The sequence below is a fragment of the Mesorhizobium sp. CCNWLY176 genome (genome assembly GCF_037153935.1).
GTDB lineage: Bacteria > Pseudomonadota > Alphaproteobacteria > Rhizobiales > Rhizobiaceae > Mesorhizobium_M > Mesorhizobium_M zhangyense.
The window spans coordinates 111,002-125,286 of sequence record NZ_JBBBDZ010000002.1; the positions used below are offsets into that span (position 1 = coordinate 111,002).

Consider the following 14,285-nt stretch of genomic DNA (forward strand, 5'->3'; position numbering starts at 1 on the left):
ATCGCGGGTTTAAGGGGCTATCCGGGACATGTCGCAGCCGCAGATCAATGCCGGTTCTGACCGGCTTATCCTGCTTATCAAGGGCGCATATTGGGTCGCGCTGCTCATCATCGCGGCGATGGCGACGGCGTCGTTCATCATGCTGCAGCAGATGATGGCCGCCCAGCAACGCGACCAGAGTTTGCTGATACTGGCAAATACCCAGAAAGCCCTCTCGCAGCGTGTCGTCTTCCTCGCAAGCGCGGTCGACAGTGCCGCGCGCGACCAGCAGCCCGCGCTGGTGACCGCGTTGCGACAGGCAACGACCGAATTCGAGCAGAATTACGATCTCCTTCTTGAGCGGACGGGTGCAAGCGCTACATCCGAAGCACGCCTCGACCCCAACACGATCGAAAGCGTGCTTTTTGCGAAACCTTATCATCTCGACTTCTTTTCGACCGGCCTTGCCGCCAATGGCTGGCGCTTCATCTCGGCTTTCGAATCCCAGCTCGGCATGGGCGGCGGTGTCGTTCAATACAAGCTGGACGCCGGGCGCGCCTCGCTGGATGAAACCGTGGCAAGCGCGACGCTGGCCGGTTACAGCGCGCTTGGCGACCGTATCGAAGCCTTTGCCAACCAGCGCCTGACCAGCCTGCTCGATCTCCATCGCATGCTGTACTACGCCATCATCGGCGTGATCATCATGGTGGCGCTGTTCATCTTCCAGCCGATGTCGAACATGATCCGCCGCAGGACGCTTGAGCTGGTCGACGCGCGCAATTCCATGGCCTTCATCGCCGTGCATGACGGATTGACCGGCCTGCACAATCGCACTTTCCTGACCGATCATTTCGACGCACTGATAAAAGGCGCGCACCGGCGCAGCGAGCGCCTTGCCGTGGTGCAGCTCGATCTCGACCGCTTCAAGCAGATCAACGATACGCTCGGCCATGCCGCGGGCGACTATGTACTGGTGGTCACGGCGCAGCGCATGCGCGATGCCTGCCGCGCTTCCGATCTCTGTGCCCGCCTGGGCGGCGATGAGTTCGTCATGCTGCTGAACGGCGCGGGCACGACCGAAGACATCAACATGGTTGCCCGGCGCATTCTCGATCGCATCAACGATCCGATCGTCTATCAGGGCAAGCTGATCAATCCGGGCGCTAGCGCTGGCATCGCCGTCTACCCGGTCGACGCCGACAACGCCGAAGACCTGATCGTGCACGCCGACCTCGCGCTCTATTCGGCCAAGAAGCTCGGCGGTGGCGGGGTTTCCTTCTTCTCGGAAGAGTTGCGGCGCGAACTGGAGCACCGCCGCGAGCTCGAAAGCGACCTCAAGCAGGCGATTGCCGACGAATCCTTCAACGTGTTCTTCCAGCCGCAAATATCGATGTCGAAGAACAGCATCACCGGCATCGAAGCGCTGGTGCGGTGGAAGCACCCGGAACGCGGCATGGTTTCACCCGGTGAGTTCATTCCGGCGGCGGAAAAATCAGGACTGATGGTGGCCATCGGGCGCATCGTCATCACCAAGGCCATCGGCGCGGCAGCCGAGTGGCATCGCGACGGCATCGATTTCGGCCGCCTCGCCGTCAATGTTTCCGGGGCCGAACTGCGCGAGATCGATTTCGACGCCTTCCTGTTCGAAACCCTGGAGAAAGCCGGCCTTCCGGCAGACAAGCTGTCGCTGGAAATCGTCGAATCCGTCATTCTCGACGACGAACAGACCGGCATAGCCGCCAAGCTGCGTCATATCCGTTCTGCCGGTGTCCACCTTGAGCTGGACGATTTCGGCACCGGCTACGCCTCGCTCAGCCACGTCAATCCGAACGAGATCGACCGGCTGAAGATCGACCGCCGCTTCGTCCAGAACATCGACGCGAATGGTGACAACTCCAAGATCGTGCGCGCCATTACCGAACTCGCCCGCGGCCTCGGTATCTCCATTATTGCAGAGGGCGCGGAGACGGACGAGGAACTGAAGTCGCTCCTGTCCGTCGGCTGCGACCAGGTTCAGGGCTATTCCATCGCCTTCCCGATGCCGGACGAGACAGCGCGCGAATGGATGATCGCGCGCGGCGCCAAAAAGCCGAAATTGACGGTTTTGCAAGGAAACAGGGCGTAGCCTTCCCCAAACTGCATCAGGCGAAGCGTTTCGCTCCCGCCACGCACAGCACGACCGCGCCGGTGACCGCAATCATCGACCAGCCGACCGTCTCATGCAGCAAGGTCGCGGCAAGGACCAGCCCGAAGAACGGCTGAAGCAGCTGCAACTGGCCGACCGCGGCGATGCCGCCCTGCGCCAGACCACGATACCAGAAGATGAAGCCGACCAGCATGCTGAACAGCGACACGTAGCCAAGGCCGAGCCAGGCCTGACCGCCAATACCGTCCCATGACGATGGCAGGGTATAAAGAGCCAGCGGAATCATGACGGGAAGCGACAACACGAGCGCCCAGGAAATCACCTGCCAGCCGCCGAGCCTGCGCGACAGCTTTGCGCCCTCGGCGTAGCCCAGGCCACAGGCAATGATTGCGCCGAGCATCAGGCTGTCGCCGACTGGCGATGCTTCAACGCCCTGCATCAGCGCAAAGCCCGCAACCAGCGCGCTGCCGATGCAGGAAAACAGCCAGAACGCCGGCTTCGGCCTTTCACCCCCGCGCAGAACGCCGAAAATGGCCGTGGCAAGTGGCAGCAGGCCAACGAAGACGATGGAATGCGCGGCAGCGACGTATTGGAGCGCAAGCGCCGTCAGCAGCGGGAAGCCGACGACCACGCCGAGCGCCACAACGACCAACGAAACGAGGTCGGCGCGCGCGGGCCGCTTTTCGCGGAAGATGACGAGAAAGGCGAGCGCAAGGACAGCCGCGATCGTCGCCCGCGCAACGGTCAGGAATACCGGATCGAAATCCGCCACCGCTGCACGCGTGGCCGGCAGCGATCCGCTGAAGATCAGCACGCCGACAAACCCGTTGATCCAGCCGCTCGTGACCTTTTCCATTTCATCTGTTCCGTTTTCAGGCGGTATCGTTTGTGGCGGCTGGTATTTCCAGAGACAGGGCGGTACAATTCGTACGAACTGTACTGATGACGGAGCCAGCACAGATGACTGTCCATAACCTTCTCGTTGAAGACGGCAGCACGCTGGTCGAGCGCGTCATGCAGGCAATCCGCAAGCGGATTGCGGGCCGCTCGCTCGCTCCCGGGGCGAAACTGCCCTCCATCCGCAGCTTCGCCGAGACCATGCAGGTTTCCAAATCGACGGTGGTCGAAGCCTATGACCGGCTCAGCGCCGAAGGCATTATCCAGTCGCGGCGCGGCGCGGGTTTCTATGTGGCGGGCCACCCGATACCGCTGTCACTTGCCGAAATCGGTCCAAGGCTCGACCGTGCCGTCGACCCGCTCTGGGTGTCGCGCCAGTCGCTGGAGGCCGGCGACCATGTTCTCAAGCCGGGTTGCGGCTGGCTCCCCGCCTCATGGATGCCCGATGCCGGTATCCGCCGCGCGCTTCGCACGCTCGCCCGCGCGGATCAGGCAATGCTCACCGACTACGGAACGCCGCTCGGCCTGCCGCCGTTGCGCCAGCTTCTGTCTCGACGACTGGCCGCGCACGGCATCGAAGCGCCGGCCGGCCAGATCATGCTGACGGAATCGGGAACCCAGGCGATCGATCTCATTTGCCGTTTCCTGCTCGAGCCCGGCGACACGGTGCTGGTCGACGATCCCTGCTATTTCAATTTCCACGCCATGCTGCGCGCGCATCGCGCGAAGGTGGTGGGCGTGCCCTATACGCCGAACGGTCCGGACATCGACCTGTTTGCCCAAGCGCTGACCGAGCATCGCCCGCGGCTCTACATAACCAACTCCGCGATCCACAACCCGACAGGTGCAACGCTGTCACCGGTCACGGCCCACCGCCTGCTCAAGCTCGCCGACCTTCATGACCTTACCATCATCGAGGACGACATCTTTGCCGACTTCGAGCGGGAACCCGCGCCCCGGCTTGCTGCATTCGATGGGCTCCAGCGCGTCATCCATATCGGCAGCTTCTCCAAGACCTTATCGGCCTCGGTGCGCTGCGGCTTTGTCGCGGCACGCGGCGACTGGATCGACGGGCTGGCGGACCTGAAAATCGCAACCACCTTCGGCGGAGCGCCTTTCTCGGCCGAGCTTGTTCTCGGCATGCTCAGGGATGGAAGCTACAGGAAGCATCTCGACGGGCTGCGCGAACGCCTTGCCCGTGCCATGGGCGAAACCACCCTGCGCCTGAAAGCGCTCGGCCTGACACCTTGGATCGAGCCGCGTGCCGGAATGTTGCTGTGGTGCAGCCTCCCGGAAGGCCTCGATGCCGCCGAAATCGCGAAGCGCGCGCTGGCCGAAAATGTCGTTCTCGCGCCCGGCAACGCTTTCAGCCTGTCGCAATCGGCCAAAGGCTTCCTGCGCTTCAACGTTTCGCAATGCCAGGATGCTCGCGTCTTTTCGGTGCTGGCAAAGGCGATGGGCTGACCGGGGATCAAGCCCGCTCGCCGACATTGGCGCCCAGCTTTGCCAGCGCCTGTTCCAAAGCAGCGATCTCGTCATCCGAGAAACCGGCGCGCAATTTCTTGTCGAAGGCCACCGCCGCCTCGCGCAGGCGCAGGAATGCGGCCTCACCCGCAGCCGTCAGTTCAACCAGATGAACCCGCCGGTTGCCGGGATCGCGGCGGCGCGTGAGCAGCCCGTCCGTTTCCATCCCGTTCAGATGATGCGTCAGCGTCGCGCCCTGAATGCCGATCGCCGCGGCAAGTTCGCGCTGGTTAGCGCTCTTGTGCGTCTTCATGGTCAGCAAGGTCAGCCAGACCGGCAGGCTGCCCCCAACCTCCCCCAGCGCTTCGTCAAAAGCCCGGCTTGCCTGGCGCGATGTCCGATGGAGCGTGAGACCGATGGGAGGGCGAAAGGATGGAGGCATGAGCCGACGATAGCATGAATTTTCCTGATGCATAATGATTGACTTCTAATCATTCGATATCTATCTATTTTCGAATCTGATGGTGCGCGGGGAACGAAACGAGGAGTTCGTCATGCAATATGTCTACATCGTCACTCTCGGCCTGCATGTCATGGCCGGCGTCTTCTGGGCCGGCACGACTTACACGCTCGCGCGCGATCCCGAGATCAGGGTGGAAAGATTCTTCGGCCCGCAAATGGGAGCGGCGGTTGTCGCCATGCTGACCGGCGCCTTGCTCTGGTACTTCTTCCACGGCGCTTATTTCGGCTCGATGGAGCAGGTTCTGGCGCTCGGCATCGTCGCAGCGCTCGCCGCCGTAGGGGTACTCGGCGCCATGGTCGACCCTGCCCGCCGCAAGCTCGCGGGCGCCAATGGCGAAGATGAAGCGGTGCTTCGTGTCCGAATGGCCAAGGGCGAGCGCATCGCGGCGCGGCTTCTCGTGCTGACCGTCATCTGCATGGCGATCGCCCGGCTGTTTTGAAGTCTTCCAACAATTCAGAAAGGAAAACAGATGCTTGAAGATAGAAACTCCATCGAGCCCAGGCCCTTCTACCGCGTCGACAAATTCGCCGTACCGACAGAAGGTCGCGAGGAATTCCTGCAAAGGGTGGCGGCAACGCACGCTCTGCTGCGAGAACAAGACGGTTTCGTGCGTGACATCATCCTGGAACAGCAGTCCGGCCCCGGTGAGTTCAACTTCGTGACGATGGTTGAATGGGAGACGCCCGATGTCGTCAGGGTGTGACGGCTGCCGTGGCGAAGCTCCATGCCGAGACCGGCTTCGACCGCCACGAAATGATGTCGCGGCTCGGAATCCGCGCTGACATCGCCAATTACAAGCGCTTGGAAATTTAGAGCATGATCCCGAAAAGTTGCAGACTTTTCGGACAAGATCATGCTTCAAAATCATGCTTCAAAATAATATCCTGGAGTGAGATGACGATTCGAGGAAACATCATCTCACTCTAGGCTTTTCGACGTTTCGCCCGGACGCAAGGGGCGGACTGGCGTATACTCCCACGATGCGGCTTTGCCTGTGGGAGGAGACCATGGAAAGCGTCAAGCAACAGCAACTGAGCGAGGAATTCATCAGCGGGTTTGCCGTTCCGCCAATGCCGGCCACCTCGACCGAATTCATCACCGTTCTGGCTCATTACCATCGCGCCGAAATCGCCCGCATGGCCGGCTGGCGCGACCGCATAGACCGCACCAGCAACTGGGCCATCACCGCCGCCGCAGCGATGCTTTCACTGTCGCTATCAACCTCGGCCTCGCACCACGGCGTGCTGCTTTTCGCCATGCTGCTGATGCTTTTGCTGCTGGTCATCGAGGCGCGGCGCTATCGCTTCTTCGACGTGTACCGGAACCGCGTGCGCCTGATCGAACGCAACTATTTCGCGCCGCTGTTCAGTGGCTCAGGTTCGATCGACAATGATTGGGCAAAGATACTGGGGAGCGACCTGCGCGAGCCGAAATTCCTGCTGAGCCTCAACGCGGCTGTGTCACGACGGCTGCAGAGAAACTATTCGTGGATGTTCATGCTCCTGCTGCTGGCGTGGATCCTCAAGATTTCCTCGCCGAAACTGCAGGATTTTGGCATCAGCCACGATACGGCGACCTCGCTCGGGGAGATCGTGCGCAATGCCGCCCTGGGGCCTGTCCCCGGCTGGATCATCATTGCGCTCGTCGCGGCATTTTATGCCTGGATTGCCTATGCCAGCCTGCGCCCGACTGTCCGGCCCGGCGAGCTGTCACACGGCAGCGTGCATGTCTGACGACACTCAAATCCGCATGGTGAAGCGGATGCCGTCATAGATTGCTGCGTGGATGTTTCTCGCGGCAACCGCGTCGCCGATCCGGAACAATGTGAAATCCCTCTCCGGGTGTGTGTCCGGAAAGACATCGCCGCCGCTGACCAGGCGCTCGTAGTCGACAGCGCCGCCATTCCTCGACAGCGGCTTCAGCGCCAGATAGAGATCGTCGATGGGCAATGTGCCGTGCTCGACGACGATCTGATCGACGCGGCGCTCCTCGCGCCAGCCTTCGGCAAAGTCCGAGCCAAGGGTGGCAACCAGCTGATTTCCCTCGCGCCTCACCGACACCAACCGCGTGTTGATGGTGATCCTGACACCTTTCTGCTGAAAGGCGCGCATATAGGGCACATGGTTCATGCCGCCCATTTCCGGCGCAAAGAAGCGCTCGGGCGAAACGAGTTCCAGCCTCGCACCGGCATTGGCGATCAGTTCGGCTGCCGTCATGCCCTGATGGCCGCCATTGTCGTCATATACGAGCACGTTTTCGGCCGGTTTGACGGCTCCCGCAATGATGTCCCAGCTCGACGTCACCAACTCGTCGCCCGCCTCCAGCGGCGGGTTCTGCGGCAGGCCGCCGGTGGCGATCACCACCGCGTCCGGCTTCAATGCCAGCACATCGTCGGCTTCCGCCCATGTGTCGTAGCGGATTTCGACGCCCAGCCGCTCGAGCTCCGCCAGCCGCCAGTCGACGATGCCGATCAACTCCTTGCGGCGCGGGTTTTGTGCCGCAAGCCGCACCTGCCCGCCGGCCTGTCCGGAAGCTTCCAGAATCGTGACCTTGTGGCCACGTTCGGCCGCGACGCGCGCGGCCTCCAGACCGGCAGCACCCGCACCGACGACAACGATGGTCTTGCGCGGGCCGTCAGCCTTCTGGATGACATGCGGGATCGTCGCCTCGCGTCCGGTCGCTGCATTGTGGATGCACAGCGCCTCGCCGCCTTCATAGATGCGGTCGAGACAGTAGGTCGCGCCGACGCAGGGGCGGATTTCGTGCTCGCGGCCCTCCATCACCTTCTTGATGATATGCGGGTCGGCGATATGCGCGCGGGTCATGCCGACCATGTCGAGTTTGCCCTCGGCAATCGCGTGGCGGGCGGTCGCGATATCGGAAATGCGCGCGGCATGAAACACCGGAAACTTCGTCGCCGCCCTGACCTCGCCGGCAAAATCGAGATGCGGCGAGGCGCGCATGCCCTGGATCGGGATGACGCCGGTCAGTGCCGCATCCGTCTCGATATGGCCGCGAATGATATTCAGGAAGTCGAATTTCCCCGAGGCAGCCAGCCGGCGCGCGATCTCGACTCCCTCGTCCTTCGATAATCCCTTCTCGAAATCCTCGTCGGCCACCATGCGAATGCCGACGATGAACTTTTCGCCGACCGCCTTGCGCACTGCGTCGATGACCCGCCAGGTGAAGCGCAGCCGGTTGTCGAGCGAGCCACCGTAGTCGTCGTCGCGATGGTTGGTCGCCGGCGACCAGAACCCGTCCATCAGATGGCCGTAGGCTTCGAATTCTATGCCGTCGAGCCCGGCCGCCTGCATGCGCTGCGCCGCGGACGCATAATCGGCAACGATGCGGTCCAGATCCCAGTCTTCGGCGATCTTCGGAAACGAGCGGTGCGCCGGCTCGCGCACCGGTGAGGCCGAAAGCACGGGCAGCCAGTCGGCCTTGTTCCAGCCGGTGCGGCGGCCGAGATGGGTGATCTGGATCATCACCTTGCAGTCGTGCTCGTGGCAAGAATCGACCAGCTCGCGCATCCACGGCACGATCTCGTCGCGATAGGCCTGGAGATTGCCGAAGGCGGCCGGGCTGTCGCGCGAGACGATCGCCGAGCCTGCGGTCATCGTCAGCGCCATGCCGCCCTTGGCCTTTTCAGCGTGATAGAGCCGGTAGCGCTCCTTCGGCAGCCCATCGTCCGAATAGGCGGGCTCATGGCTGGTCGACATGACGCGGTTCTTCAGCGTCAGGTGCTTGAGCTGGTAGGGCTGAAGAAGCGGGTCGTTGCTCGTCATCGTCTTTTTTATTCCCCAATGTTCTCTATAACGCCGGCCTAAAGGATGAAAAAATGACCATCACCGACAACCTCACCCAGCTCGGCACGAAGGCCGAAACGCCGGCCTCGCCGGAAGCCGCCACTCTGGAAACGGTGCCTTTCACGCGCGGCGACGGCGCGCCGGCGATCGTGCGCTTCACCTGCCCGGAATTCACCTCGCTCTGCCCGGTGACCGGCCAGCCGGATTTCGCCCATATCGTCATCGACTACGCCCCGGACGCCGCACTCGTCGAATCGAAATCGCTCAAGCTTTTCCTGACATCCTTCCGCAATCACGGCGCTTTCCACGAAGACTGCACGGTGATGATCGGCCGGCGCGTGGTGGAAGCGACGAAGCCGCTGTGGCTGCGCATCGCCGGCTACTGGTATCCGCGCGGCGGCATCCCGATCGACGTGTTCTGGCAGACCGGCACCCCGCCCGAAGGCGCCTGGCTGCCCGAAACCGGCGTCGCACCCTACCGCGGCAGGGGCTGAGCATACGGCCCTCGTCATGAGCTTGCCGCAGGCGAGCACAGGTTTTCCCTCAGGAAAGGGATCACGGCTTCACGATATTTTCTGTCGTCGTAGCGCAGGAGATCCACATGACCGGCGCCATCGAACCACACCAGTTTCGCATTGCCCTTGGAAGAAGCTTCCAAAGCCAGCGATTGACTGGGGTCCACGAACGGATCGGCTGATCCAGCAAGCAGCAAGGTCGGCCGTTCGAGTGCAACCATGTGATCCACGGGCCGAACTTTACCGGCATCGTAACCCAACCGCAGCGGCATCTGCGCCAGCAGCACCGTCGCCTGCAGCTCTCGCAGGAAAGGAAGCGGCGCGCGCAGCGCCGTGGTTTCCCACAAGGTAGAGTATAGCTGTTCGAGCACGTAGGCTTGCGGACGGGCGCGCGGCTCCGCAAAGACAAATGCGGCAGCCCCCAGCGAAGAGCCGATCGCCGCAATCTTGCGACCAGCAAACCGCTCATGAACATAGTTGAGAATACGGGCTGCATCGTCGCCTTCGGAATAGCCGAAGCCTCGGATGCCTCCGCCGCTTTCCCCGTGTCCCGACAGATCGAACAGTGCGACCGAGTAGCCCTCGTCAAACAGCAGCCTGGCCCTGGCGATCATCGAACGCCTGTCCGACCCTCTTCCATGCAGAAGCGCTGCAACGCCGCAACTTCCCGCGCGTTCGACAATCCAGCCACGCAGTTCCGGCTCGCTGCCTTCCTTCAGTGTGGCTTCTTCGACCGGAAAGCCGGTAGGAGCAGCAAAGGTCGCCTGCGGCTTTCGCGCGATCGCAGCGGTTCCAGTCGTCCAGACAAAGCCAGCCGCAATGGCAAGCAATGCCACGAACGCAGTTGCAGCAACACTTCTTCGTCTACTCATTCGCATTGGTACTGACTGAGCGCCCATTCGTTCGTGACCGACAACAGGTCGGCGATCTTCCATTGGCCGTCGACCTTTTTCAGTTTCCATTGCATGCGATGCGGCTCGTTTGACGCCATGAAGGCAGCGACCACTACCGCAGTCTCACCATTCTCGGATTCTGCCAGCTTGAGGCTCTTGTCGAACTCGGCCTTGTTGTAGGCAGCGTTGTCGAGCGCCATGTTGTCGTCCAGGCAGTCGCCCTGCCCCGATTTCACCAGCCGGTCGCGGGCATCGAGAACGGATTTTGCCGGATCGACGAAGCGGCCTCGTTCAGTGGGCTCCAGCTCGATCCCGATGTGATCGTAAAACGGCTTCACGGCATCCAGTGCTTCACCGGCGAAAGCGGCTGTCGGTGAGAGCATGGCAAAGGCGGCAATCAAAACCTCGTATTTCATGACGACCTCGGAAGCGGGCATATCGACGTTAATACCACGCGTCCGCCATCGCGGCTTTTTTCCGGTCCATGAAATCACGCAACGCTTCGTCCGTACCGGCGTCCAGCGGCGGCGGCTGATATTCGGCCAGCATCTTCTTCCACCGCTTGTTGGCGCGAACGGCGACGTCCTCCGAGCCGGCCGCTTCCCACTTCTCGAAAGGTTCGTTGTCGGCAACCTCCGTGTCCCAGAATGCCGTTTCGTAATTGGCCATGGTGTGGCCGCAGCCGAAGAAGTGGCTGCCCGGCCCGACTTCCTGAAATGCCTCCATCGCAAGCTGGTTGTCGTCCACCTTCACGCCGTCGAGATAGGTGTGCAGCGCGCCGCAGAAATCCATGTCCATGACGAATTTCTCGTAGGACATCGACAAGAGCCCATCGAGGAAGCCTGCCGAATGCAGGATGAAATTCGCGCCGCAATGGACAGCGGCGAGCATCGACATGGTGCCTTCGTTCATCGCCTGCGCGTCCGGCAGTTTCGAGGTGGTGAAATTGCCGGAGCATCTCAGCGGCAGGTTCAACCGCCGCGCCAGCTGGCCGATCACCATCGAGCCTATCGCCGGTTCCGGCGTGCCGAAGGTCGGCGAGCCGGAACGCAGCGACATGGACGACAGGAAATTGCCGAAAATGACCGGAGCGCCGGGCCGCTCGAGCTGCGTCAGTGCGCACCCGGCCATGGTTTCGGCCAGCGATTGTGCGATCGCGCCGGCATTCGTCACCGGGCCCATGGCACCACCGAGGATGAAAGGCACCACCACCGCTGCCTGGTTGGCGCGGGCATAGGCGCGCAGCGCCGTCGTCATGGTCGCGTCCCAGACCAGCGGCGAGTTGACGTTGACATTGCCGAGGATGACGCAGTTCTCGTCGACGAATTTTTCGCCGAAGACGATGCGCGTCATGTCGATCGAGTCTTCGGCGCGGCTTTCCGCCGTTACCGAACCCATGAAGCCGCGGTCGGAATATTTGATATGGCTGTAGACCATGTCGAGATGGCGCTTGTTGACCGGCACATCGACCGGCTCGCAGATCGTGCCGCCGGAGTGGTGCAGCCAGGGCGAGGACTGCGCCAGCTTCACGAAGTTCTGGAAATCCTCGATCGTGCCGTAGCGCCGGCCCTTGTCGATATCCATGACGAAGGGCGAGCCGTAAGCCGGTGAAAACACCACGCTTTTGCCGCCGATCTGCACCGAGTTTTCCGGGTTGCGCGCATGCTGGGTAAACTCGGCCGGCGCGGTCTTCAGGATTTCGCGCAGCATGCCCGGCTCGAACTTCACCAGTTCGCCTTCGATCTTTGCGCCGGCCCGCTTCCAGTGGTCGAGCGCTGCCGGATCGTCGCGGAACTCGATGCCGATCTCGGCCAGGATGCGATCAGCCGTCGCCTCGATTCGCAGAAGATTTTCTTCCGACATGATGTCATAGGTCGGGATGCCGCGCACGATATAGGGGCGGCCATGCCCCTGCTGTCCATGCGAGCGCAATTCGCGCCGGGCGACGCGTCCGCCGCGTTTGCGCGAAGAGTCGGGCGCTTGCTCGATAACGGTGGGTTCCATGCGGGCCTCCCGATTACGCAACGAGACTATCCCCGGAACAACACCAAAGAAAAGCCAACCTTGCGCCTTTGCATGGCGCAAACTGACAGCTTGCCGCTATCGCTGCCACCTTCGAATCCGCTATATGGATGCCATGCCCATTCGCCAGCTTTCAGAAACGATGATCAACCAGATCGCAGCCGGCGAGGTCATCGAGCGACCGGCCAGCGTGGTCAAGGAACTGGTCGAGAACGCCCTCGACGCCGGCGCCTCGCGCGTGGAAGTCGTGACCGCAGGTGGCGGACTGAACCTGATCCGCGTGGGCGATGACGGCTCGGGCATATCCGAGAGCGAGCTCGAGCTTGCCGTTTCGCGGCACTGCACCTCCAAGCTCTCGACCGACATCCATGACATCCGCTCGCTCGGCTTTCGCGGCGAAGCCCTGCCGTCGATCGGCTCGGTGTCGCGGCTGACGATCCGCTCGCGCACGGCTGCCTCCGACGCTGCCGCCGAGATCGGCATCGAGGGCGGCGACGTTTCCACTGTCCGCCCTGCCGCCGCCAACAAGGGCACATCCGTCGAGGTGCGCGACCTGTTCTTCGCCACCCCTGCGCGGCTGAAATTCATGAAGGGCGAGCGCGCCGAGACGACCGCGATCAGCGATATCGTCAAGCGTATAGCCATCGCCTTTCCGGCGGTGCGCTTCACGGTTTCCGGGCCCGACCGCACGACGCTGGAGCTGCCCGCCGGCGATGACAGCCCGGACGGGCAACTCACCCGCATCGCGCAGGTGATGGGTGGCGAATTTCCCGAGAATTCGATCGCCATCGATGCCATTCGCGAGGGCGTGCGGCTTTCCGGCCATGTCTCCATCCCGTCCTATTCGCGCGCCAACGCGCTGCAGCAATATGCCTATGTCAACGGCCGCCCGGTGCGCGACAAGCTGATCGCCTCGGCCATTCGCGGCGCCTATGCCGATGTCCTGCCACGCGACCGCAACGCGGTGACGGTGCTGTTCCTGACGCTCGACCCGGCCACCGTCGACGTCAATGTCCATCCCGCCAAGGCCGATGTGCGCTTCCGCGACCCCGGGCTGGTGCGCGGGTTGATCGTCGGATCAATCCGCCAGGCGCTTGCCGATGCCGGCGTCCGGTCCGCCACGTCCGGTGCTGCGGCAATGATGGGCGCCTTCCGTCCGGGTGCATCCGCCTATGCCCATCCCGGTCCGGCAAACGGCCACCGCAGTTTCAATCCGGGCTTCCGCGCTTCGGCCACGGCCGGATTCGACGCGGCGCGTTCGCCCTATCGTCCGCTCGACGGTGGTTTCGCCGAAAGCCAGCAGGCCGCCTTCGACACCGGTCCGATCGCCAGCGCCGATGCGCGCGCGGGACAGTCCGAGCTGCCTGAAGAACTGCTTCAGGCGCAGCTCGGTGCGGCGCGCGCGCAGGTGCATGAGAACTACATCGTCGCACAGACGCAGGATTCGCTGATCATCGTCGACCAGCATGCCGCCCACGAGCGGCTGGTCTATGAGGCGCTGAAGAACGCGCTCCACGCCCGCCCGGTGCCGGCGCAGATGCTGCTTCTGCCCGAGATCGTCGACCTGCCGGAAGATGACGTGTCGCGCCTTGCCGCGCATGCCGACATGCTGCGCCGCTTCGGCCTCGGCGTCGAACGCTTCGGGCCCGGGGCTATTGCCGTGCGCGAGACGCCGTCGATGCTCGGTGAAACGAACGTCGCCCAGCTCGTGCGTGACCTAGCAGACGAGATCGCCGACAACGACACGACCGAGACCCTGAAAGAGCGCCTCGACAAGATCGCGGCGACCATGGCCTGCCACGGCTCGGTCCGTTCGGGCCGGCGCCTGCGGCCCGAGGAAATGAACGCGCTGCTGCGCCAGATGGAAGCAACACCGGGCTCCGGCACCTGCAACCATGGCCGCCCGACCTATATCGAGCTGAAGCTTGCCGATATCGAGCGGCTGTTCGGCCGGAAGTAACGCGTCACGCACCTGTCATCGAAACATGATGAAAACCCGCCATGCAAAGCGGCGGCGTCTGTGATTCGATCAATCTGTTT

The 14,285-nt window shown here is 62.7% G+C and carries 12 protein-coding genes and 1 pseudogene; 7 read left to right on the forward strand and 6 right to left on the reverse strand.

The genetic code is table 11. The features are described from left to right. The first annotated feature begins 28 nt into the window (after window positions 1-28). Window positions 29-2,104: a putative bifunctional diguanylate cyclase/phosphodiesterase gene (locus WBQ96_RS03360; RefSeq protein WP_336547406.1), complete on the forward strand. Its 2,076-nt coding sequence runs from the start codon at window positions 29-31 to the stop codon at window positions 2,102-2,104. Between the two features lie 16 nt (window positions 2,105-2,120). Here WBQ96_RS03360 and WBQ96_RS03365 read toward each other — a convergent pair whose 3' ends face one another. Then, window positions 2,121-2,981 carry a DMT family transporter gene (locus tag WBQ96_RS03365; protein ID WP_165119806.1) on the reverse strand — a complete coding sequence of 287 codons (861 nt, stop codon included), beginning with the start codon at window positions 2,979-2,981 and terminating at the stop codon, window positions 2,121-2,123. A gap of 104 nt (window positions 2,982-3,085) precedes the next feature. Between WBQ96_RS03365 and WBQ96_RS03370 the strand changes: the two genes are divergently transcribed. Continuing rightward, a complete protein-coding gene (locus WBQ96_RS03370) occupies window positions 3,086-4,486 on the forward strand; it encodes an aminotransferase-like domain-containing protein (protein WP_336547407.1) in 1,401 nt (466 codons plus the stop codon). A 7-nt stretch (window positions 4,487-4,493) separates the two neighbouring features. Here the strand turns inward: WBQ96_RS03370 and WBQ96_RS03375 are convergent, their stop codons facing one another. After that, window positions 4,494-4,961 (reverse strand): MarR family winged helix-turn-helix transcriptional regulator, encoded by a 468-nt coding sequence (locus WBQ96_RS03375; protein ID WP_337035867.1) that lies wholly within the window; start codon window positions 4,959-4,961, stop codon window positions 4,494-4,496. Window positions 4,962-5,040: 79 nt separating this feature from the next. On the opposite strand from WBQ96_RS03375, the gene WBQ96_RS03380 reads away from it, so the two are divergent. From WBQ96_RS03380 to WBQ96_RS03390, 3 genes and pseudogenes are all read left to right on the forward strand, one after another. After that, window positions 5,041-5,448: a hypothetical protein gene (locus tag WBQ96_RS03380; RefSeq protein ID WP_336547408.1), complete on the forward strand. Its 408-nt coding sequence runs from the start codon at window positions 5,041-5,043 to the stop codon at window positions 5,446-5,448. Between the two features lie 30 nt (window positions 5,449-5,478). Next, window positions 5,479-5,822: pseudogene (locus tag WBQ96_RS03385) on the forward strand (antibiotic biosynthesis monooxygenase family protein). A gap of 194 nt (window positions 5,823-6,016) precedes the next feature. After that, entirely contained in the window at window positions 6,017-6,742 is a 726-nt protein-coding gene (locus WBQ96_RS03390; RefSeq protein WP_336547409.1) for a DUF2270 domain-containing protein, read from the forward strand. Window positions 6,743-6,748: 6 nt separating this feature from the next. On the opposite strand, the gene WBQ96_RS03395 is transcribed toward WBQ96_RS03390, so the two are convergent. Beyond that, window positions 6,749-8,794, reverse strand: coding sequence for an NADH:flavin oxidoreductase (locus tag WBQ96_RS03395; protein WP_336547410.1), 2,046 nt, complete (start codon window positions 8,792-8,794; stop codon window positions 6,749-6,751). A gap of 53 nt (window positions 8,795-8,847) precedes the next feature. On the opposite strand from WBQ96_RS03395, the gene queF reads away from it, so the two are divergent. Continuing rightward, window positions 8,848-9,309: a preQ(1) synthase gene (gene queF / locus WBQ96_RS03400; RefSeq protein ID WP_336547411.1), complete on the forward strand. Its 462-nt coding sequence runs from the start codon at window positions 8,848-8,850 to the stop codon at window positions 9,307-9,309. Between the two features lie 14 nt (window positions 9,310-9,323). Here the strand turns inward: queF and WBQ96_RS03405 are convergent, their stop codons facing one another. From WBQ96_RS03405 to WBQ96_RS03415, 3 genes are read right to left on the reverse strand one after another with little or no spacing between them, the layout of a single operon-like run. Continuing rightward, window positions 9,324-10,265: an alpha/beta hydrolase gene (locus WBQ96_RS03405; RefSeq protein ID WP_336547413.1), complete on the reverse strand. Its 942-nt coding sequence runs from the start codon at window positions 10,263-10,265 to the stop codon at window positions 9,324-9,326. Further along, window positions 10,199-10,639 carry a hypothetical protein gene (locus WBQ96_RS03410; RefSeq protein WP_336547415.1) on the reverse strand — a complete coding sequence of 147 codons (441 nt, stop codon included), beginning with the start codon at window positions 10,637-10,639 and terminating at the stop codon, window positions 10,199-10,201. Before WBQ96_RS03410 ends, WBQ96_RS03405 begins: the two co-directional genes overlap by 67 nt. A 28-nt stretch (window positions 10,640-10,667) precedes the next feature. Then, window positions 10,668-12,227 (reverse strand): trimethylamine methyltransferase family protein, encoded by a 1,560-nt coding sequence (locus tag WBQ96_RS03415; RefSeq protein ID WP_336547417.1) that lies wholly within the window; start codon window positions 12,225-12,227, stop codon window positions 10,668-10,670. A gap of 133 nt (window positions 12,228-12,360) precedes the next feature. Between WBQ96_RS03415 and mutL the strand changes: the two genes are divergently transcribed. After that, on the forward strand, window positions 12,361-14,205 hold the full coding sequence (mutL, locus tag WBQ96_RS03420; protein WP_336548172.1) for a DNA mismatch repair endonuclease MutL: 1,845 nt from the start codon (window positions 12,361-12,363) through the stop codon (window positions 14,203-14,205). Window positions 14,206-14,285: the final 80 nt, after the last annotated feature.